Source organism: Bradyrhizobium denitrificans, from assembly GCF_013179005.1.
GTDB lineage: Bacteria > Pseudomonadota > Alphaproteobacteria > Rhizobiales > Xanthobacteraceae > Bradyrhizobium > Bradyrhizobium denitrificans.
Genome location: NZ_JABFDP010000005.1, coordinates 136458 through 157499, shown reverse-complemented (window position 1 = coordinate 157499; position 21042 = coordinate 136458). Strand labels below are relative to the sequence as shown.

At 66.3% G+C, this 21042-nt stretch carries 17 protein-coding genes; 10 read left to right on the top strand and 7 right to left on the bottom strand.

Annotated elements, in window-relative coordinates:
* Window positions 1-1275 carry an MFS transporter gene (locus HL671_RS06825; RefSeq protein WP_172235949.1) on the top strand — a complete coding sequence of 425 codons (1275 nt, stop codon included), beginning with the start codon at window positions 1-3 and terminating at the stop codon, window positions 1273-1275.
* A gap of 22 nt (window positions 1276-1297) precedes the next feature.
* Window positions 1298-2551, top strand: coding sequence for an arsenic transporter (locus tag HL671_RS06820; protein ID WP_012044916.1), 1254 nt, complete (start codon window positions 1298-1300; stop codon window positions 2549-2551).
* A 25-nt stretch (window positions 2552-2576) separates the two neighbouring features.
* Here HL671_RS06820 and HL671_RS06815 read toward each other — a convergent pair whose 3' ends face one another.
* The gene (locus HL671_RS06815; RefSeq protein ID WP_012044917.1) at window positions 2577-3071 is read right to left on the bottom strand and encodes a YciE/YciF ferroxidase family protein; all 495 of its coding nucleotides are present in this window, start codon (window positions 3069-3071) and stop codon (window positions 2577-2579) included.
* Window positions 3072-3275: 204 nt separating this feature from the next.
* On the opposite strand from HL671_RS06815, the gene HL671_RS06810 reads away from it, so the two are divergent.
* The gene (locus HL671_RS06810; RefSeq protein ID WP_012044918.1) at window positions 3276-5135 is read left to right on the top strand and encodes an alkaline phosphatase family protein; all 1860 of its coding nucleotides are present in this window, start codon (window positions 3276-3278) and stop codon (window positions 5133-5135) included.
* A gap of 182 nt (window positions 5136-5317) precedes the next feature.
* Here HL671_RS06810 and HL671_RS06805 read toward each other — a convergent pair whose 3' ends face one another.
* Entirely contained in the window at window positions 5318-6442 is a 1125-nt protein-coding gene (locus tag HL671_RS06805; RefSeq protein ID WP_012044919.1) for a S1C family serine protease, read from the bottom strand.
* 192 nt (window positions 6443-6634) lie between these two features.
* Complete coding sequence (locus HL671_RS06800; RefSeq protein WP_012044920.1) at window positions 6635-7207, bottom strand: hypothetical protein; 573 nt, start codon at window positions 7205-7207, stop codon at window positions 6635-6637.
* Window positions 7208-7570: 363 nt separating this feature from the next.
* On the opposite strand from HL671_RS06800, the gene HL671_RS06795 reads away from it, so the two are divergent.
* A complete protein-coding gene (locus HL671_RS06795) occupies window positions 7571-8230 on the top strand; it encodes a peroxiredoxin (RefSeq protein ID WP_012044921.1) in 660 nt (219 codons plus the stop codon).
* Between the two features lie 16 nt (window positions 8231-8246).
* Here the strand turns inward: HL671_RS06795 and HL671_RS06790 are convergent, their stop codons facing one another.
* The 4 genes from HL671_RS06790 to HL671_RS06775 form a co-directional block, all read right to left on the bottom strand.
* On the bottom strand, window positions 8247-8519 hold the full coding sequence (locus HL671_RS06790) for a hypothetical protein (protein WP_172235948.1): 273 nt from the start codon (window positions 8517-8519) through the stop codon (window positions 8247-8249).
* 90 nt (window positions 8520-8609) lie between these two features.
* The gene (locus tag HL671_RS06785; RefSeq protein WP_172235947.1) at window positions 8610-9011 is read right to left on the bottom strand and encodes a DUF2177 family protein; all 402 of its coding nucleotides are present in this window, start codon (window positions 9009-9011) and stop codon (window positions 8610-8612) included.
* Window positions 9012-9063: 52 nt separating this feature from the next.
* On the bottom strand, window positions 9064-11034 hold the full coding sequence (locus tag HL671_RS06780; RefSeq protein ID WP_172235946.1) for a DEAD/DEAH box helicase: 1971 nt from the start codon (window positions 11032-11034) through the stop codon (window positions 9064-9066).
* A gap of 698 nt (window positions 11035-11732) precedes the next feature.
* The gene (locus HL671_RS06775; RefSeq protein WP_041750834.1) at window positions 11733-12239 is read right to left on the bottom strand and encodes a Spy/CpxP family protein refolding chaperone; all 507 of its coding nucleotides are present in this window, start codon (window positions 12237-12239) and stop codon (window positions 11733-11735) included.
* A gap of 114 nt (window positions 12240-12353) precedes the next feature.
* Between HL671_RS06775 and HL671_RS06770 the strand changes: the two genes are divergently transcribed.
* From HL671_RS06770 to HL671_RS06745, 6 genes are all read left to right on the top strand, one after another.
* Window positions 12354-12833, top strand: coding sequence for a DUF6789 family protein (locus tag HL671_RS06770; protein ID WP_246579391.1), 480 nt, complete (start codon window positions 12354-12356; stop codon window positions 12831-12833).
* A 931-nt stretch (window positions 12834-13764) separates the two neighbouring features.
* The gene (locus tag HL671_RS06765; protein WP_172235944.1) at window positions 13765-15849 is read left to right on the top strand and encodes a hydantoinase/oxoprolinase family protein; all 2085 of its coding nucleotides are present in this window, start codon (window positions 13765-13767) and stop codon (window positions 15847-15849) included.
* A gap of 2 nt (window positions 15850-15851) precedes the next feature.
* Window positions 15852-17507, top strand: a complete 1656-nt coding sequence (locus tag HL671_RS06760) for a hydantoinase B/oxoprolinase family protein (protein WP_172235943.1) — start codon at window positions 15852-15854, stop codon at window positions 17505-17507.
* A 269-nt stretch (window positions 17508-17776) separates the two neighbouring features.
* On the top strand, window positions 17777-18778 hold the full coding sequence (locus tag HL671_RS06755; RefSeq protein ID WP_172235942.1) for a TRAP transporter substrate-binding protein: 1002 nt from the start codon (window positions 17777-17779) through the stop codon (window positions 18776-18778).
* Window positions 18771-19376 (top strand): TRAP transporter small permease subunit, encoded by a 606-nt coding sequence (locus HL671_RS06750; protein ID WP_012044930.1) that lies wholly within the window; start codon window positions 18771-18773, stop codon window positions 19374-19376. Before HL671_RS06755 ends, HL671_RS06750 begins: the two co-directional genes overlap by 8 nt.
* Before the next feature lie 352 nt (window positions 19377-19728).
* Entirely contained in the window at window positions 19729-21033 is a 1305-nt protein-coding gene (locus HL671_RS06745) for a TRAP transporter large permease (RefSeq protein WP_172235941.1), read from the top strand.
* Window positions 21034-21042: the final 9 nt, after the last annotated feature.

The window sequence follows — 21042 nt, the reverse complement described above, 5'->3', positions numbered from 1 at the left end:
ATGTCCCAGGATGAGACCATCACGCGCCGCGCCGGCCACGCGCTCGACGCGGCCAATTTCTTCCTGGCGGACGTGCGCGACGGCCTCGGGCCCTATCTCGCGATCTATCTGCTCACGGAACAGAAATGGGACGAGGCCGCGATCGGCCTCGTAATGTCGCTGGCGACGATCGCCGGCATTGTGGCGCAGACTCCGGCCGGCGCAATGGTGGATGCCACGAGGGCCAAGCGCCTGATCATGATTGCAGCGGCGCTCATCGTCACGGCGGCCTCATTGCTGCTGCCGCTGATGGCGAGCTTCTGGCCAGTGGCGATCTCGCAGAGCATCGCGCATGCCGCCGGCGTGATCTTCGCCCCGGCGATCGCCGCCGTCTCGCTGGGAATCTTCGGTGTCAGCGCGTTCACCGCGCGGATCGGCCGTAACGAGACCTTCAATCACGCCGGCAACGCCGTCGGCGCCGTGATCGCCGGCGCGGCCGCCTATGCACTCGGACCGTCGGCCGTGTTCTATCTCATGGCGTTGATGTCGGTCGGCAGCCTCATCAGCGTGCTTGCCATTCCCGCGCGCGCCATCGACCACGAGGTCGCGCGCGGCCTGTCCGATCGCAAGGCAGGCGATGCCGAGACACGAGATGAGCAGCCGTCCGGGCTCAGCATTCTGCTGACCTGCCGGCCCCTGCTGATCTTCGCGATCTGCGTCGCGCTGTTTCATCTCGCCAATGCGGCGATGCTGCCGCTGGTCGGGCAGAAGCTCGCACTGCAGGACAAGAATCTCGGCACCAGCCTGATGTCGGCCTGCATCGCCGCGGCGCAGCTCGTGATGGTGCCGATGGCGCTCCTGGTCGGCGCCCGCGCCGACCGCTGGGGCCATAAGCGCTTCTTCCTGGCGGCGCTTCTGATCCTGCCGCTCCGCGCCGCGCTCTATACGCTGTCGGACGACAAGGCCTGGCTGGTCGGCGTACAGCTGCTCGACGGCGTCGGCGCCGGCATCTTCGGCGCGATCATGCCGGTGATCGTGGCCGACCTGATGCGGGGCACCGGCCGCTTCAACGTCGCCCAGGGCGCCGTGATCACCGCGCAGAGCATCGGTGCAGCGCTTTCGACGGCGCTTGCCGGGCTTGTTGTGGTCGAGGCCGGCTATAGTGCCGCCTTCCTGACGCTCGGAGCGACGGCCGCGCTCGCATGGATCGTGTGCTGGCTGCTGCTGCCGGAGAGCAGCGGAGCCACGGCATCACCGCCGAACCCCGTCCCGTCGCCCGCTATCGCCGCCGAATGATTTGCTCTATCCAGCGCTGACCATGTCCCTGCACGATCCCTGGCTCGCTTACGCCATCATCATCCCCGCCACCGCCGGCGTCATCATCCGCCCGTTTCGGCTGCCCGAAGCGGTCTGGGCCGTGGCGGGCGCCATCCTGCTCGTCGCGCTCGGCCTGATCACGACAACGGACGCCCTCGCCGGCATCCGCAAGGGTCTCGACGTCTATCTGTTCCTGATCGGCATGATGCTGATCGCCGAGCTCGCCCGCCGCGAGGGGCTGTTCGACTATCTCGCCGCCTATGCGGTGGAGCATGCGCGCGGCTCACCGCAACTGCTGTTCCTGCTGGTCTATGTTGTCGGCACCCTGGTCACCGTGCTGCTCTCGAATGACGCGACTGCGATCGTGCTGACCCCCGCGGTCTATGCCGCAACGCGCGCCGCCGGCGCCTCGCCGTTGCCGTATCTCTATGTCTGCGCGTTCATCGCCAATGCCGCGAGCTTCGTGCTGCCGATCTCCAACCCCGCCAATCTGGTCGTGTTCGGCGCGCGCATGCCGCATCTGACGGAGTGGCTGCGCCAATTCACCTTGCCCTCGATCACGGCCATTGCCCTCACCTATGCCGCGCTATGGCTGACGCAGCGCCGCGCCTTGCACGCGGAGACGCTGCGCACCGATGTCGACAAGCCGCGTCTCAGCCGCGAAGGCCGGCTCGCGGCGATGGGCATCCTCGCGATCGCAGCCGTGCTGCTGACGGCGTCTGCGCTCGACATCCAGCTCGGGCTACCGACCTTCGTCTGCGGCGTGGTCACGGCGGCCGCGATCCTGCTGGCCGGCCGGCAATCGCCATGGCCGGTCGTCAAGGGTGTGTCGTGGGGCGTGCTGCCGCTGGTCGCGGGACTTTTCGTGATGGTCGAGGGTTTGAGCCGCGCCGGCGCGATCGGCCAGCTCAGTGCGTGGCTGCACCAGGGCGTCACCGCCTCGCCGGCCGGAACGGCGTGGGCCGCCGGCCTGATCACGGCTGTCGCGGACAATATCGCCAACAATCTGCCGGTCGGTCTTGTCGCAGGCTCGGTCGCCGCCAGCGATCACCTGCCTCACGAAGTCGTCCGGACCATCCTGATCGGGGTCGATCTCGGCCCGAACATCTCCGTCACCGGATCGCTCGCCACCATCCTGTGGCTGACCGCGCTGCGGCGCGAGAAGATCCAGGTGTCGGCCTGGCAATTCCTGAAGATCGGACTCGTGGCAACGCCGCCGGCGCTGATCGCAGCGCTGGCGGCGGCCATGTGGTAGGATCGAACGGACTTTGAGGAAACGGTCAGGCCGCGGCTTCATAGTTGACCGCCGTTTCGGCGATCTTGGTCAGCGTCTCGTCCGTCTTCCGCTCTTCGTTCAGCGTCTGGTCGAGCAGCTTGGCCGCCTTCGGCAGGTTGAGCTTGAGGGCCCAGGCCTTCAAAGTGCCGTAGCGCGACATCTCATAATGCTCGACCGCTTGCGCTGCAGCGAGCAGGCCGGCATCGAGCGCAGATGTCCCCTTGTACTCGTCCATGATCTCCTTGCCCTCGTCGATGATGCCCTCGATCGCGTCGCACTTCTTGCCGCGGGCGGGCTTGCCGAGCAGCTCGAAGATCTGCTCGAGACGCTCGATCTGGCCTTCGGTCTCCTCCTGGTGCTTCTCGAACGCCGCCGACAGCTTCTCCGACTGCGCCGCCTTGGCCATCTTCGGCAAGGTCTTCAGGATCTGCTTCTCGGCGTAATAGATGTCCTTGAGCGTATCGAGGAAGAGCTCGTTGAGGTCCTTGTCTGCAGGCATGGTGTGCTCCCTGGGTTGATGTGAGCCGACAACCGGACAGCCACCCCCTGGTTCCTGCCATCCCGGACCGTCGCAATAAAATCCTGGCCGGAGCGGCGTCGAGGACCCGCAACCCTCTTGTAACGAAACTGTCACCCGGCAAAACTAAAGCTCCTCCCTGCGGCGAGACGCCGCGATTCCGCCGATTGCTTTCAGGAGTTTTCAATGCGCCGCCCGCTCGTGCTGCTGTGCGCCGGACTGACCCTGCTGTCGTCCAGTGCCGCATTTGCGCAGAACGCCACGCCTCATAACCTGATCCTGTTCATTCCCGATGGCCTGCGGGCCGCGAAGGTAACGCCGGACGCGACGCCTGCCATGGCAGCTGTCCGCGACAAGGGCGTCAACTTCAAGAACTCGCACTCGCTGTTTCCGACCTTCACCATGGCCAACGGCTCGGCCATGGCCACCGGCCATTATCTCGGCGACACCGGCACATTCTCGAACACGATCTTCACCGGCTACACCTCGGTCCCCGCCGGGGACACCGTCGTTCCCTTCATCGAGAACGATGCCGTGCTCGGCGACATCGACGAGCATTTCAACGGCGACTATCTCAACGAGGACACGATCCTGAAGCTCGCCCGCAAGGCCGGCTATTCGACGGCCGCGATCGGCAAGCTCGGCCCGACCTATCTGTTCGACCACACCGCCTGCCCCTGCAAGCCGGGCGCGACATCCTCGATCGTGATCGACGATTCCACGGGCGGCAAGAACGGGGTGGCGCTGACCGACGAGGTCAAGGACGCAATCGGCAAGGCCGGGCTGCCGCTGGCGACGCCATCGCGCGGCGACAATGGCAAGGCGGGCGACGCCAAGACCCCCGGTACGACCTCGGCCAACGTTGCGCAGCAGGCCTATATGGTCGACGTCGCCACCAAGGTGGTGCTGCCGATGTTCAAGGCCCGCAACAAGCCGTTCGTGCTGGTGTTCTGGTCACGCGATCCCGACGGCAGCCAGCATAATCATGGCGACAGCCTCAACACCATCACGCCCGGCATCAACGGCCCGACCTCGATGGCCGGCATCAAGAACGCCGACGACAATCTGGCGGCCCTGCGCAAGGCGCTCGACGATCTCGGGCTGGCTGCTTCGACCAACATCATGGTCCAGGCCGACCACGGCTTCTCGACCATCTCCAAGGAAAGCAAGACCTCGCCCTCCGCCAAGGTCAGCTATGACGACACGCCGAAGGACTTCCTGCCGATGGGCTTCCTGGCGATCGACCTCGCCAAGGCGCTCGATCTGCCGCTGTTCGATCCGAACGACAAGAATGCCGCCGTGCCCGAAGGCAAGCATCCGAAGGCCGGCAACGGCGTACTCGGCAAGGACCCGGCCAAGCCCGATCTCGTCGTCGCCACCAATGGCGGCTCGGACCTGATCTATCTGCCGAACGGCGACAAGAAGCTCGCCCGCCGCACCGTCAAGGCGCTGCTGGCGCAGGACTACGTCTCCGGCATCTTTGTCGACGACAAGCTCGGCGAGATCCCCGGCACGCTGCCGCTGTCGCAGATCAACCTGCAGGGCAAGGCGGTGACGCCGCACCCGGCGATCGTCGTCAATTTCCGTTCCTATGTCGCACCGGGCTGCGACGTGCCGAGCAACTGCTCGGTCGAGGTCGCCGACACCGTGCTGCGCCAGGGCCAGGGCATGCACGGCGCGTTCAGCCGCGGCGACACCTACAATTTCATGGCGGCGATCGGTCCGGACTTCAAGGCGGGCTTCATCGATCCCCTGCCCGTCAGCAATGCGGATGTCGGCATCACCGCCGCCAGGCTGCTCGACCTCAAGGTCGCGCCGAAGGGCAGACTGATCGGCCGGGTCATGACCGAGGCAATGCCGAACGGCGCCACGCCGAAGGCGGTGTCCGACGTCATCAAGTCGGACCCGGCCTCAGGCGGCCTGCGCACCGTGCTGAAGCTTCAGCGCGTCGGCAGCCAGCGTTATTTCGACGCCGCCGGCTTCCCCGGCCGCACGGTCGGCCTCGACGACGAGGCGCCGAAGCAGAAGGCCGCGGCGGCGAAGTAGCCCGTTCGTGATCCGCGCTTGCCTGTGATGACCAGGTGCCCCGCGAAAGCGGGGCACTTTTGTTTCCGCAGAACGAGGGGCCGTAGTCCGTGTGAGCGCAGCGACAGCCGGGACGACCATCCCCGCATGTCGCGGCGCTCATGCCGGCGACAATCTCGCGTCCCCGTCGCTGATCGTGTCCCTCACCGCGCGACGTCGAGCGTCACCCGGACCTCGATCGTCTTGCCGGCGCGCCTGACCCGCAGCACGACGCGGTCGCCGGGAGTCTTGGTCTCCAACGCCCGTGTCATGTCGTCGGGCGAATCCACCACCTGTCCGTCGATGGCCAGCAGCACGTCGCCAAGCGCGAAGCCGCCGTCGCGGGTCAGGCGCGCCGGGATCAGCCCCGCCTTCTCCGCCGCCGAATCCGGCTCGACATCGAGCACGAACACGCCCGACATATTGAGGCGGGCCGACAGCGCCTCATTGGCTTTTGGATCGGTCCGGATCCCGAGACTCGGGCTGACATAGCGGCCGCTCGCGATCAGCCGCGGCACGATGCGGTTGACCTTGTCGACCGGCACGGCGAAGCCGATCCCGGCCGACGCCCCGGACGGGCTGTAGATCGCGGTATTGACCCCGATCAGCCGTCCGGCGCTGTCGAGCAGCGGCCCGCCGGAATTGCCGGGATTGATCGCGGCATCGGTCTGGATCAAGCCGTTGAGGGTGCGCTCCTGCGTGACCTGCAGGTTGCGGTTGAGCGCCGAGACGATGCCCGTGGTCAGCGTACTGCTGAGGCCGAACGGATTGCCGATCGCGAACACTTTCTGCCCCACTTTGAGATCGGCGCTGGTCCCGATCGGCAACGGCTTCGGCCGGTCGGTGCCGACGCCGATCAGCAGCACCGCGAGATCGTTCTCCGGGTTGGCGCCGACCAGGGCCGCGCGGAACGAGCGGCCATCGGTCAGGCTGACCAGTGCTTCAGTCGCGCCCTCGATGACGTGATAATTGGTGACGACATGGCCAAGATCGTCCCAGACGAAGCCGGAGCCGGTGCCGGAGCGCTCCTGCTGCGCATCGCCTGTCCAGGCATTGACTGATTGTTGAACGGTCGTGATGAAGACCACCGAGCCGCTGCGGCTTTCGAACAGCGCAATCGTGCTCTTTTCGTCGGCGGCGAGGTCGCCGCGCGCCGTGATCTCGCGGGGCTTGGCGCGCAGGCCCAGGATCTCCGCCTGGATCAGCGGGAAAGTCTGCCACGCCATCATGAGCAGCAGCGCCGTCGCCGCGACCGCCAACAGGCGCGCGGCAAAGCTCCATCGGCTCATCTCGATATCTCCGTGCTCCAGGCCAGATCCATGCCGGCCGATCTATTCACCGGCCAGCGGGCTTCATCAAGAGGCCCGGCCCCTCCCGTCGAGCCGATCACGCCGGAGCAATCGAACGCCGGCGCAAAAGAAAAGAGCGCGATGAGATCATCGCGCTCTTTGAATGGGGAGTGTCCGACGAGCGCGTCGCGCTCACATGCCGATATCGATCATCGAGGGCAGCTGCGCCAGGGGCAGCACGCTCACGCCGACCAAGGTCGCGACCATCGCCCGCAGCACACGGTTGGCCTGACGCTTGCCGCGCATGCGCTTGGCGACCCATTCCAGCGCGTCTGTGCGCACGCCGCGCGCATTGACCGGCGCCCAGCTCTCGATGGCGGTCTCCGCCGCCAGCGCCACGCTGCGCGGCGGCACCGGCAGCCCCGACGCCGCGGCGGTGTGATGTGCGACCGCCTTGGCGAGCAGATCCTCGAAGCGGCCGTCGTCCTTGCGCTCGGTCGCGGCAGCATCGATCTCGAACAGCGCCTCGGCCTCGGCGCGGCTGACCGGGGTGTCGTTCAGGGCCGCCGCCGTCAGGATGCGCGCGCACCACGCCACGTCGTCGGCATCAAGCACGCGGGAAAAATGCACGCGTCCCGCTGTGGTCGGGCCCTCACCGGTGATCACGCCGTCGCGCACGATGGCGAGCGCGGAGGCGGCGGTTTCACAGGAGGACGGTTCGAGACCATCGAGGGAACCGATGGTTTTTGGTGCAGAGGCAGACATGTTCTCTTCTCAGTTGCTGTGTTGACCCACCTTGTCGGTCCGCGTCTGAACGAGTGGTTAACGGTTCGAAACGCTGCAGTGGGTTTTTGTCTCGGTTGCCGATTTGCCGCAGTGACCCGGATCACGGTTCAAAGCGCCCGTCGGCGGGGGCGGCGTGTTGCGACCAAGACGTGGCGAAATCTGGGCAGCCGGTGGTCTTACGGATGTTTCGCCGCAGGCCGGGAACTCAAAACAAGTTGTTGCGCGCGTGAGCTGAGATAGGACGATTTTCTCTTTTTCGCGGAACGGTTCCCTTAGAGGGTGGTATTTCCTATAGTGCTTAGAAGAATTTATTCCCGTCACCTGCAATGAATTGAGGTCGTCATGGCTCTCCAAATCGGCTCCGTCGCTCCGGACTTCGAGGCGCAAACCACCGAAGGCAAGATCAAATTCCACGACTGGATCGGTGACAGCTGGGCGCTGCTGTTCTCGCACCCGAAGGATTTCACCCCGGTCTGCACCACCGAGCTCGGCGCTCTCGCCCATCTGAAGCCGGAATTCGACAAGCGCGGCGTCAAGCTGATCGGCCTCTCGGTCGACCCGGTGGACAAGCACGCGCAGTGGGCCGAGGACATCCGCGAGACGCAAGGCGCGGCGCCGAACTATCCCTTGATCGGCGACACCGACTACAACGTCTCCAAGCTCTACGACATGCTGCCCGCAGCGATTTCCGGCGATCCGGCCAAGCGCACCGCGGCCGACAATCAGACCGTCCGGAATGTCTTCATCATCGGCCCGGACAAGAAGATCAAGCTGATCCTGGTCTATCCGATGACCACGGGCCGCAACTTTCAGGAGATTCTCCGCGTCATCGACTCGCTGCAGCTCACCGCCAAGCATCGCGTCGCCACCCCCGCCGACTGGAAGCAGGGCGACGACGTCATCATCGCCGGTTCGGTGTCCGACGACGAGGCCAAGACGATCTATCCGAACGGCTGGAAGGCGCCGAAGCCGTATCTGCGCGTGGTGCCGCAGCCGAAGTGAGGGCGAACTCAGCCCGTCATTCGCCCTTCTCCTCGGAGAAGGGCGAATGCCGCGACAGATACATGCGATCATGCAGGACGCGACCGATCTCGATGATCTGCTCGCCGCGCGCACGATAAAGCAGCAGATGCCGCCCGGCTCGGCCGTGTCTCGCGACATGACGCGTTCGTACGCCCGGTGCACCGAGACGAACGCGCGCCACACGTCCCCCGCGCGAGCGTCCGGATTGGACGAGCGTCTCGATGATCTTGTCCTGATGGCCGGTCAGCGCGACGTTTCGGGTCGGCATGGTTGTTCCGCGGCGCGACTTCATGCGATTGCCGGGGGACTTGACCCCGAAATATCCCGGTCGCGCCAAATCGCCCGCGGCAGTCGCCTTCTACCCCCGTGGCGTCACCCAGTCCGCGATCAGCAGTCCCACCGTGGCGGAGACCGCGGTGACGAACACGCCCCAGCTGATGTCGACCGCGACCACCGCCCAGGTCCACTGCTTGAGCATGGCCAGAGAGGTCAGCTCGAAGGTCGCGTAGCAGAACAGGCCGAACAGCGCGCCATAGAGCAAGGTCGAGCGCCAGGTCGCATCGGCCGTGCCGCTGACGAAGATCAGTACGCCAGCGATATAGAGCAGATAGAACAGCACCGCCGGCACGGGGCGGATCTCGCCGAGCATCTCGCCGACCTGCGACTGGAAGAAGCCCTTGGCGACGATGCTGAGGAACGGGATGTCGAAGCCGAGCAGCACCGCCAGCGTCGCAAAGTATAGAACGGCGTAGCGGCTCATGCGGCTCCTCCCGACTGTTCGCGCAACCGGCCCCTCATTTCGACCGGACCCATCAACCGCGGCGCTTGTCCTTAGGCTTCTTGCCAACCGGCGCCTTCGACCGCGCGCTGTGGGACTGGAACGTCTGTCCGCTGCGGCTGGACTTCTCGCGATGCGGCTTTTTCTTCGCGAAGGCCGGTTCGTCTCCGAATTTTTTCGAGGGACCGTCGCGATGCGGCTTGCCGCGGGGCTTGGCATCGTTGCCGCTGCGCGGCTCATCGCGTCGCAGCGGGTGGTACGCGCTCTCCTCGGCTGCGCGGCGCGGCCGCTTGTCCGGACGCGGCTTTTCCGATGCCCCCTGCCCCGACGGTGCGGCAGCGAGCGGCTCGATGCGGATCGTATCCTCCTTGTCGGGCCGGCGGATGTTGGCCGCGAAGGCGTCGGCCACGCGCGCGGCGATCTCGAACTCGGTCGTCGTGTCCGAGATCTTGATGGCGCCGATGTCCAGCTTCTCGATGCCGCCGCGACGGCAGATCATCGGCAGCAGCCAGCGGGCTTCGGCGTTCTTTTTCCGACCGATCGCGGCGCGGAACCAGACGCTGGGCTCCCCCATGCCGTGACGCGCCGATGGCTTTCCGGTCTTGGTTCGCGGTACCGCCGGCGGACGCTCCTCGCCGCGCCCCGGCCGCCCGTTGTCGCGATCGCGCTCATGACGGCCGCGCCCGCGCTCCTCGGCGGGATCGAGAATGTCCTCCGGCGACGGCAGCCGGGCGCGATAGAGCCGCGCCAGCGCGGCGGCGATCTCCTCGGGCGAGCGCTCCGCAAGCAAGGCCTGGGCGAGCGCCTGGTCCTCCGCCGTCGTCTCCTCGCTCAGGACCGGATCGTGCAGCATGCGCTCGTGATCGAGCCTGCGAATCTCGTCGGCCTGCGGCGCCGTTCCCCACACGGCTTCGATGCCGGCCAGGTTCAGCAGCGTCTCCGCCCGCCGCCGCCGGGCCGGCGGCACCAGGAGCACGCTCACGCCCTTGCGGCCGGCGCGGCCGGTGCGGCCCGAGCGGTGCTGCATCACCTCGGGATCGTTCGGCAGCTCGGCATGGATCACGAGATCGAGATTGGCCAGGTCGATGCCGCGCGCCGCGACATCGGTCGCCACGCAGACGCGCGAGCGCCCGTCGCGCAGCGACTGCAGCGCCAGCGTCCGCTCGTTCTGGGTCAATTCGCCGGATAGCGCGACCACCGAGAAACCGCGCTCCAGCAGCGCCGCCTGCAGATGCCTGACCGCCTCGCGGGTGTTGCAGAACACGATCGCGCTCGGCGACTCGTAGAAGCGCAGCAGATTGACCACCGCATGCTCGGCATCGCCGGGGGCGATGCGGACGGCGCGGTACTCGATGTCGGCGTGCCCGCCTTCGTCGCCTTCGACCTCGATCCGGAAGGCGTCGTCCTGATACTGCTTGGCCAGTGCCACGATGCCGCGCGGAAAGGTCGCCGAGAACAGCAGGGTCCGGCGCGTCTCCGGCGTGGTCTTGAGGATGAATTCCATGTCCTCGCGAAAGCCGAGATTGAGCATCTCATCGGCCTCGTCGAGCACCACCGCCCTCAAGTCCGAAATGTCGAGGCGCCCGCGGCGCAGATGATCGCACAGCCGCCCTGGCGTGCCGACGACGATGTGCGCCCCCGCCTCCAATTCGCGCTGCTCGCGGCGCGGATCCATGCCGCCGACGCAGGAGACGACCCGCGCGCCGGCATGCTGATACAGCCAGGCCAGCTCGCGCTGGACCTGCAGCGCCAGCTCGCGCGTCGGCGCGACGATCAGCGCCAGCGGCGCCGAGGCCCGCTCGAACCGCTCGGCGTCGCCCAGCAGGTTCGTCGCCATCGCGAGCCCATAGGCCACGGTCTTGCCCGAGCCGGTCTGGGCTGAGACCAGCAGGTCGCGGTCGACCGCCTCGTCATCGAGCACGGCGAGTTGAACGGGGGTCGGCTGCTCATAATTGCGCTCGGCGAGCGCGCGGGCGAGCGGCGGAACTGTAGCGGGAAAGGACAATGGACGGAAAACCTCGGTTGATTTCGGCTGCTTTACGCTAAGCAGGACGAAATCACCATGCCCGCCCCCACTCCAAATTCCACGTCCATGCGGGTCCGTTGGTGAATTTGCAGCATTTCCTGAGCCGCCGGTTAAATTCTTACCGATACCATCCTGCGCCAGGGATGTTTCCGCCATCCAGCGAACCAGTGACTTTACATGCTGTCGGCCCTTCAACTCGTAGGCGCGTGTCTGCTCATCCTGGCGGTGGTCTTCGGATCGATCGTCCTGGTCATGTCCATCCTCGTTCGGATCAAGGAAATTGTCCGTCCTCCCGTCGAGGCTGGGCCTCGACCATGGCGTCCAGGCCTGCGACACAGCCTTGCTGCGCTTGCGCGCGATGCTCGCGTCCGTCCCCACCGATTCTGGTTGACCGTCGCCATCGTCTTCGCCTGCGTTTACTTCGCTCCCTACATTGTGTTGGGCTTGATGGCCTTGGGGCTGCTGTCATTCGCGTTCCAGCCGTTCGCACGACGATACAACTGGGGAAGCGAAGGTCGGTTGACCCGTCATGTGAGCCGCCCGCCATTCGAGGACGAGAGCCGCCGAGCGACGCAGTAGGCCGCCCAGAGACGCCTGTCAGGCTGCCGAAAATTCTCATTCCTCTTTTTCGGAGATCATCCGAACCGGATGGCGCGAAACCCGCCGCCTGTCCGCGACTACTCCTCGCTCCACGGCCAGTGCCAATGATGCCAGCCCCAATTGCGCGGACCGCTGGCGTCCATGGCAGCCTTCTGCTTGTCGTCGAGCGAATCGTAGAGTGCCTGGAACGCCGGTCGGACCAGCTTGATCGCCTGCTGCATCGCGTCGAGCCGCTGCTCCGCCAGCGCAAGACGCTCGGTCGCCTTGGCGGGAGGCGCTGTCGGACAGTCCTTGGTGATCAGCTCGGCCGCCTTGGCCGATGCGGCCTTGAGATCGTCGAGCCGCGCGCGCTGCGTCTCGTTCGGCTTGATCGCACTTTCGATCTGCGACAGGCGCCATTCGGCAAAGCCCGCCATGCGGGGATTGCAGAGAAAGCCGAAGCCCCGCCCGCCCATCATCCCCGGCCCCATCATCATGCCCGGGCCCCAGCCCGGCGGTCCGCCTGCACCCGGCTGGGCAACGGACGGTGCAACGGTGGCCATCACGACGGCGGCCAGGATCAACGCACGTGGATCTGCTCGCATGGCGGAACTCCCTTGACGTGGCATCAATGAGTTTGCGCAAACTAAGCGGGCGGCGCGTTCGCGTAGTTGAGCAGGATCAACGGAACCGTGATGCGCTTCGGACGAAATGACGCGATGACAATAACGCGCAGCTATCGCTGGATAGGATCGTCGCTGGTGGCGTCGGGCTGCGGGACGCTGGCGCATATGGGGCTGATGGAGCTCAAGACCGCGCTGCACATCCTGCCGCAGTTCGATCCGTCGTCCGCGCTGCTCGAGACGCTCCCGCCGCTGTTCGCCAATGTCACGCATGTGCAAGCGCCGGTCTGGCTGCTCTCGCAGCTCAACGGCGCCTTCCTCATCGGCCTGCTGTTCGGCTACGTCTTCCACCGCCTGCCCGGGCGGAGCGGCCTCGCCAAGGGCTTTCTGCTCGGACTTGCCGGCTGGCTGCTGCTCGGGATCGTGCTGTTTCCGGCCATCGGTCTCGGGCCTTTCGGCATCTCGCTCGGACTTGGCGCGGGCCCGGGCCTGTTTTCGCTGGCCATGGTCGAGGCCTATAGTCTGGTTCTCGGGGTGGTCTATGCGGCCCTGCAGCGGCCGGCCCACGGAGACTGAACCGCGATCAAGCGCGCCTGGTCCCTGCTTGCGCACCGCCGCCGCGAGCATTTCGACAAAGTCGAATTTTGATCTTTCGCTTTCTCGGAAATGATGTATGATCCGCGTCGTCCCGCCCCATGCAGAGGGATGTACGCGTCGTCACGAACGTCGGGGTGAGATGCGGTGGCCGCGGCCATGCCGGACGCGCTCGATGCGCAGACGACCGGCATGCCCAGCGGACGTGAAGTCGCAGCGTCCTGACACCCCGAAGCTGGTGTTACGTTCGCAGCGATGCTGACGCATCGCGCGGATCATGGTGGCCAACAAGCCCGGCGCACCAGGGAGACTGCGTATAAGCGTGAAGACACCGCGCAGGGAATGCCGGATGTTCGGCTGAACCTGTGGTACCTGCCGCCTGCATTTTCTTTCGCAGGCGGGCCATGGCTGAGGCCTTCACCCGGCATTCCCTGCGCCCTCTCATTTTGTGTGAGGGTGAACTGATCGCAGAACTCGGGCGTGAAGTGCCGCGGGAACTAGAACGCTTGTGTTCGAGCTGCTCAGCACGCGCTGCAATCTCCGCTGTCGTCCCGGACAAGCCGCGGCGCGCGCCAGCGCGACGCGGCGCTGATCCGCGACCCATCCGCCGCGGCGGACATGAGGCGAAAGGTGGCAAACGACCAGCCTGCCCCAAACGACTCCCTGGGGTTATGGGTCCCGGCGTTCGCCGGGACGACGGCGGGGCGTAGGGTCGGCAGCGAAGCGCTGCACGCGACGTCGCGTCGACGCACGAGCGAACAACGACATCGTCGATCAGCAAGATTGAGCGCGCCCCCTATCACGACCTCAAGTCCGCACCGCACAAATGCAGAGCAGCAAGACACATCTCCGCTGGCGCAATGGCATAGGACTTGCTCAACTCGTCCACCAATTCGTTGCGGAGATCTATCGAATGCTTGAAGGAGCCGAAGTCCGGCTGGCCGTCGATATCGGTGGCACGTTCACCGATATCGTTCTCGACATCGGCGAGCTTCGCCGCACACGCAAGGTGCTGACGACGCCGACGCAGCCCGAGCAGGCCGTGCTGGATGGCACGCGCCTGATCCTCGCCGATGCGAAGGCGCGCATCTCCGATATCGACGTCTTCATTCACGGCACCACGCTCGCCACCAACGCAATCATCGAGCGCCGCGGCGCCAGGACGGCGCTGATCGCCACATCAGGCTTCCGCGATGTTCTGGATATTGGAACCGAGAGCCGCTACGATCAGTACGACCTCTCGATCGACAAGCCGAAACCGCTGGTGCCGCGCGCCCTGCGCTTCACCGTGCCCGAGCGCGTCGATGCCCATGGTGACGTCAGACTGCCGCTCGATGAAGCGGCAGTGCGCGCGCTGGTTCCACAATTGCGCGCGCAGAATGTCACCAGCATCGCCATCGCCTTCCTTCACGCCTATGCCAATCCGGCCCATGAGCGGCGCGCCGGCGAGATCTTGGCCGCAGAGATGCCCGGCGTCTCGATCACGCTCTCCTCGGCGGTCTGTCCCGAAATCCGGGAATATGAGCGGACCTCGACCGCGGTCGCCAACGCCTATGTGCAGCCGCTGATGGACAGCTATCTTGCGCGCATGGAGCAGGCGCTCCGGATCGAGCAGTTCCGCGGCGCGATCTATCTGGTCACCTCAGGCGGCGGCGTCACCTCGATCGACACCGCACGGCGCTTTCCGGTGCGGCTCGTCGAATCCGGGCCCGCGGGTGGCGCGATCTTCGCCGGCCAGATCGCGGCCCGGCTCGGCGAACGCAAGGTGCTGTCGTTCGACATGGGCGGCACCACCGCCAAGATCTGCCTGATCGAGGACTTCGAGCCGGAGAGCTCACGCGTGTTCGAGGTCGACCGCGCCGCACGCTTCCTCAAAGGCTCCGGCCTGCCGGTGCGCATCCCCGTCATCGAGATGGTCGAGATCGGCGCCGGCGGCGGCTCGATCGCGCGCCTCGATGCGATGAAGCGTGTCACCGTCGGCCCCGAAAGCGCCTCGTCCGAGCCGGGACCGGCCTGCTACGGCCGCGGCGGGCAACGTCCGGCGGTCACCGACTCCGACGTCGCGCTCGGCATGATCGATCCCGACGCGTTCGCCGGCAGCACCATCAAGCTCGATCCCGAGCTATCGCGACAGGCCCTGCTCCGCGACGTCGGCGCGCCGCTCGGCCTCGATGCCGAGACCGCCGCCTACGCGGTGCACGAAGTGGTGTGCGAGAACATGGCGAGCGCGGCGCGCGTCCACGCCGTCGAGCGCGGCGCCATCATCGGCCAGCACACGCTGATCGCGTTCGGTGGCGCCGCGCCGCTGCATGCCGCCCGCGTCGCCGAGAAGATCGGCGTCTCCCGGGTGATCGTCCCCTCCAATGCCGGCGTCGGCTCGGCAGTCGGCTTCCTCGCAGCGCCCATCGCCTATGAGCTGGTGCGTAGCCGCCACGCCCGGCTCGATGATTTCGACACGGCGCTCGTCTCCGGTCTGCTGCAGGAGATGGCCGATGAGGCCCGTGCCCTGGTCGAGCCCGGTGCGGCCGGCGCTGCGGTGCGCGAGCGCCGCGCTGCGTTCATGCGCTATGTCGGCCAGGGCCACGAGATCAGCGTCGAGCTGCCCAACCGCGCACTCACCGTCGATGATCTGCCCGCACTGCGTAAGACCTTCGAGGCCGGCTACGCCGCCCTGTTCGAACGGGCCATTCCCGGCGCCGCGATCGAGGTGCTGAGCTGGTCGGTGCTGGCGACGACGGACGCGCGCCAGCCGCCGGCCGTCGCCGCGGTGACGCGCAGACCCGCAGGACAAGCCGCCGGTCATCGCAAATTCTTCGACGGCCGTGCCGGGCAGTTCGTCGAGATCCCGCTGTATCGCCGCGAACAGATGGCGCCGGGTGCCGTGATCGCCGGCCCCGCCGTGATCGCCGAGGACGAGACCTCGACCTTCATCTCCAATAGTTTCGACGCGCATATCGACGGCGCCGGCAGCATCGTCATGGAACGGAAGGCAGCCTGAAGATGAGCGCATCACAAACCAGCCTGATCGACCTGCAGATCATGTGGCACCGGCTGATCGCCGTGGTCGAGGAGCAGGCCCAGGTGCTGCTGCGCACCGCCTTCAGCCCGATCGTGCGCGAATGCGGCGACCTCTCCGCTGGCGTGTTCGACCTCCGGGGGCGCATGCTGGCGCAGGCCGTCACCGGCACGCCGGGCCACGTCAACTCGATGGCCGAGTCGGTGAAACACTTCATCGCGCATTTCCCGATTGCCACGATGAAGCCGGGCGACGCCTATATCACCAACGATCCCTGGATGGGCACCGGCCATCTCAACGACTTCGTCGTCACCACGCCCTGCTTCAAGGACGGCCAGCCGGTCGCACTGTTCTCCTGCACCAGCCATCTGATGGACATTGGCGGCATCGGCTTCGGCCCCGATGGCACCGACGTGTTCATGGAGGGGCTGTACATCCCGATGCTGAAACTGATCGACCAGGGCGTCGTCAACGAGACGCTGATGGCGATGATCCGCGCCAACACGCGACTGCCGGTCGACACCGAGGGCGACACCTATTCGCTCGCCGCCTGCAACGATGTCGGCTGCCAGCGCCTGGTCGAGATGATGACGGAGTTCGGCATCGCCTCGCTCGACGAACTCGGCGACTACATCTGCGACCGCTCGCGCGAGGCCGTGCTGGCTGAGATCGCGAAGCTGCCCAAGGGCACCTGGCGCAACGAGATGGTGGTCGACGGCTATGATGCGCCGGTGACCTTGAAGGCGGCGCTGACCATCAGCGATGACGGCATCCATGTCGATTTCGCCGGCACCTCGCCCGCCTCGAAGTTCGGCATCAACGTGCCGCTGTCCTACACCACGGCCTACACCGTGTTCGGGCTCGGCTGCGTGGTGGCGTCCGCGATCCCCAACAATGCCGGCTCGCTGTCGCCACTCACCGTCTCGGCGCCCTCGGGCGCGATCCTCAATGCGCCGAAGCCGGCGCCGGTCGCCTCGCGCCACGTCATCGGCCAGATGCTGCCCGACGTCGTGTTCGGCTGCCTCCGTCAGATCATCCCGGAGCGCGTGCCGGCCGAGGGCACCTCGTGCCTGTGGAATCTCAACGTGCGCGGCCAGACCCGCTCCGGCGCCGGCGGCAATTACGGGTTCTCGATGGCGGTGACCTCGAACGGCGGCACCGGCGCCCGCTTCGACAAGGACGGGCTGTCGGCCACCGCCTACCCCTCCGGCGTGCGCGGCACGCCGGTCGAGATCGCGGAGACGCAGACGCCCTTGATCTTCTGGCGCAAGGAGCTGCGGCCGGATTCCGGCGGCCCCGGCCGCACCCGCGGCGGCCTCGGCCAGATCATCGAGGTCGGCAGCGGCGTCGACGCGCCGTTCGACATCCTCGCCGCCTTCGACCGCATCGACCACCCGCCCCGCGGCCGCGACGGCGGCCACAATGGCGAGGCCGGCTATGTCGGCCTCAAATCGGGAAAGAAGCTGCGCGGCAAGGGTTTTCAGACGGTACCGCCGGACGACCGGCTGGTGGTGCTGACACCGGGCGGCGCCGGCATCGGCGATCCCCGCGAACGCGGCGCGGAGCTGGTGCAAGGTGATGTCGAGAGCGGACTGGTATCGGCGGACAATGCGGCAAAGCTCTACGGGCAGGCGCGGTGAAATCTCATGCCCGCCGGGACATTTGTGGCCTCATGGTTCGAGACGCGTCGCAAGGGCGACACTCCTCACCATGAGGGTTTAGTACCGAGATCGATGCTGCACATTGACCATGAGAAAAGTCCCCATGGAGATGATCAGCATCTGGCCGCGCAACGTGTCCTCATCCTGAGGAGCCCGCCGCAGGCGGGCGTCTCGAAGGATGGCCGCGACCACACAGCTCGCCACGCCTCTTCCATTTTTCGTAACTCAGCAACGAAGCGGAGACACCCATGATCACGCGACGGACGTTCACGGCAGGTGCGGCCACCCTGCTCGCCGCAACACAGGTCTCGACCCGAGCCCGCGCCGCCACGACCAACTGGGACATGTCCACGGTCTGGCCCGACGGCAACTTCCATACCCAGAACGCGATGGCCTTCGCCGAGGAGGTGAAGAAGCAGACCAATGGCGCGGTCAACATCACCGTCAAGGCCGGCGGGCAGCTCGGCTTCAAGGGCCCGGAGCATCTGCGCGCGGTGCGCGACGGCCTGGTGCCGTTGGCGGACGTGCTCAACATCCAGCAGGTCGGCGACGAACCGTTCATGGGCGTCGAGAGCATTCCCTTCCTCGCGGGCTCGATGGACGAGCTCAAGGTGCTGCACAAATATGTGCGGCCGGAATACGAGAAGATCGCCGCGCGCAACAACCAGAAGATCCTCTACATCGTGCCGTGGCCGACGCAGTACCTGCATCTCAAGGTCAAGACCTCCGACGTCGCCGGGCTGAAGAACATCAAGATCCGCGTGCCCGACAAGAACGCGGTCGACATGCTCAACGCCATCGGCATGGCCGCGGTCATGATCCCCTGGGGCGAGACCATCCCGGCGCTGGCCTCCGGCGCGGTCGCCGGCGTCTCGACCTCGTCGGTGTCCGGCGTCGACGGCAAGTTCTGGGAGTTCCTCAAATATGTCTACCCGACCAATCATGTTTGGTCGTCGCAGATGCTCAACGTCAACCTCGATTCCTGGAAGGCACTGACGCCCGAGCAGCAGAAGATCGTTAGCGACGTCGCAGCGAAGATGGAGCCGACCTTCTGGGCCAACTCGCTCAAGGCCGATGTCGACAGTCTCAATCGGCTCAAGGAAGGCGGCATGGAGGTGGTGCCGGTCTCGGACGCGATGATGACGGAGATCCGCGCCAAGACCGCGCCGCAGATGGAAGCCTTCCTGAAGCGGGTGCCCGCAGCGGACGCGCCGGTGAAGGCCTATCTCGCCGAGATGAAGCGTGGCTGAGATCGTTGAAGCCCCCTCGCCGGGCGAACGAGCGAGCCTCAATGCAGCGGCGCCCGCGCCGCTGCGCATCATGCTCGATGTCATCGACCGGCTCGGCCGGCTCGATGGCTGGATCGGCGGCGGCTGTCTCTTGACGCTGACCGCGCTGATGCTGGCGGAGGTCACAACGCGGGCGCTGTCGAACGTGCTGCCGTTCTTCCCGCCGACGATCTCGATCGCCTGGGAGTACTCGTCCTACCTGATGGCCGCCTCGTTCACCTTCGGCGCCGCCATGACGCTCCGCGTCGGCGGCCACATCCGCGTGGTGCTGCTGCTCAAGAACGTGCCGGCGCCGCTGCAGCGCGCGCTGGAGGTGCTGGCCGCCGCCGCCGGCTTCGCCTTCATGGCGTTCCTGACCTCGGCGATGACGAAGTTCGCCTGGAGCTCCTTCGTCCGCGGCCAGGTCTCCACCTCGAGCGACACCCCGCTGTGGTTCCCGCAGGCCGTCGTGACGTTCGGCATGCTGCTGCTGACCCTGCAATTCCTCGCCCGCGCGATCCAGGCGGCGCTGGGACTGCCGCTGGAGGACCACCGCATGAAGGCATCGCCGGTCGAATGAAGGGGCGATCCGACACGACGAGGGTCACTTTGCTTTTGGCGGCAGCCGACATCCGTCGTCGCCAGCTAACGAATAGGCGAGCTCTCACCCCGCACGCGCTGTGCTCCCTCTCGTTCTTACGGGGAGAGGGTTGGGGTGAGGGGCAGCCACGCCCACCGACCGTGCGGAGGGCCCCCCTCACCCGGATTGCATCTAGCGATGCAATCCGACCTCTCCCCGCAAGCGGGGCGAGGTTGCACCGCGCTCGCCGCAGCCTCTGTGCCCACCTCGGCCAGATAGCAACTGATGCTGCTGCCCCCTCCTCCGCCGGACTCCTCCCGCCCGCCATCCTCACCGCGGACTCCCCCTCCCCATGACCATCGAAGTCATCGCTCTCTTCGTCATCCTGTTCGCGCTGCTCGCCGGCGGGCTGTGGATCGGGCTCACGCTCGCCTTCACCGCCACGCTGCTGCTGGCAATGTTCCGCTCGATCCCGCTCGACAAGCTGCTTCCGCAATATGCCTGGAACATCCTGACCACCCAGGAGCTGCTGGCGCTGCCGCTGTTCATCCTGATGGGCGAGCTGCTGTTCCGCACCCGGCTGTCGCGCTCGCTGTTCCAGGGCCTGGCGCCATGGGCCGGGCTGCTGCCAGGCCGCCTGCTCCACGTCAACGTCATCGGCTGCACCATCTTCGCCGCGATCTCCGGCTCGTCGGCGGCGACCACGCAGGTGATCGGCCGGATGTCGCTCAACGAGCTGCTGCGCCGCGGCTATTCGCGCGACATCGCGATCGGCTCGCTGGCCGGCGCCGGCACGCTCGGCTTCCTGATCCCCCCGTCGAACATCATGATCATCTATGGCGTGCTCGGCGATGTTTCCATTCTAAAGCTCTTTACGGCCGGCGTGCTGCCGGGCCTCTTGCTGGCCGGCACCTTCATGGGCTGGGTCATGCTGCACACCACGCTGAAGCCCGCGATGGTGCCGAAGGCCGAGGCGCAGCTGTCGCTTGTGCCCTGGGCCGAGCGCTTCGCGGCCTTGAAGGATCTGGCGCCAGCGCTGTTCCTGATCGCCTGCGTGCTGGGCTCGATGTATGGCGGGCTCGCCACGCCATCAGAGGCCGCCGCCGTCGGCGTGCTCGGCGCGGCGCTGGTGGCGTATTTCCAGGGCGCGATGTCGCAGCAGGTGGTCCGGGATGTGATGATCGGCTCGGTCATCACCTGCTCGATGATCGCGCTGATCGTGCTCGGCGCCTCGATCCTCGGCAATGCTGCGGCGTTCCTCGGCATTCCGCAGGCGGTGGCCGCTTTCGTCAAGGGGCTCGGCCTGTCGCCGTTCATGCTGATCGCCGTGCTGATCGTGTTCTATCTGATCCTCGGCTGCTTCCTCGACGGCTTCTCGATGATCGTGATGACCCTGCCGATCGTGCTGCCGATCGTGAAGGGCGCGGGCTTCGACGAGGTCTGGTTCGGCATCTTCCTGGTGCTCGCGGTCGAGATGGCCCAGATCACGCCGCCAGTCGGCTTCAACCTGTTCGTGATCCAGGGCCTGACCGAGGACGGCCTGGGCTATATCGCCCGCGTAACCGCCCCCTATCTGATCATCATGATCGCCTTCGTGCTGCTGCTCACTTTGTTCCCGGGCATCGTGACGATCCTGCCCCGGCTGCTGTATGGGTGAGCCGCCGTG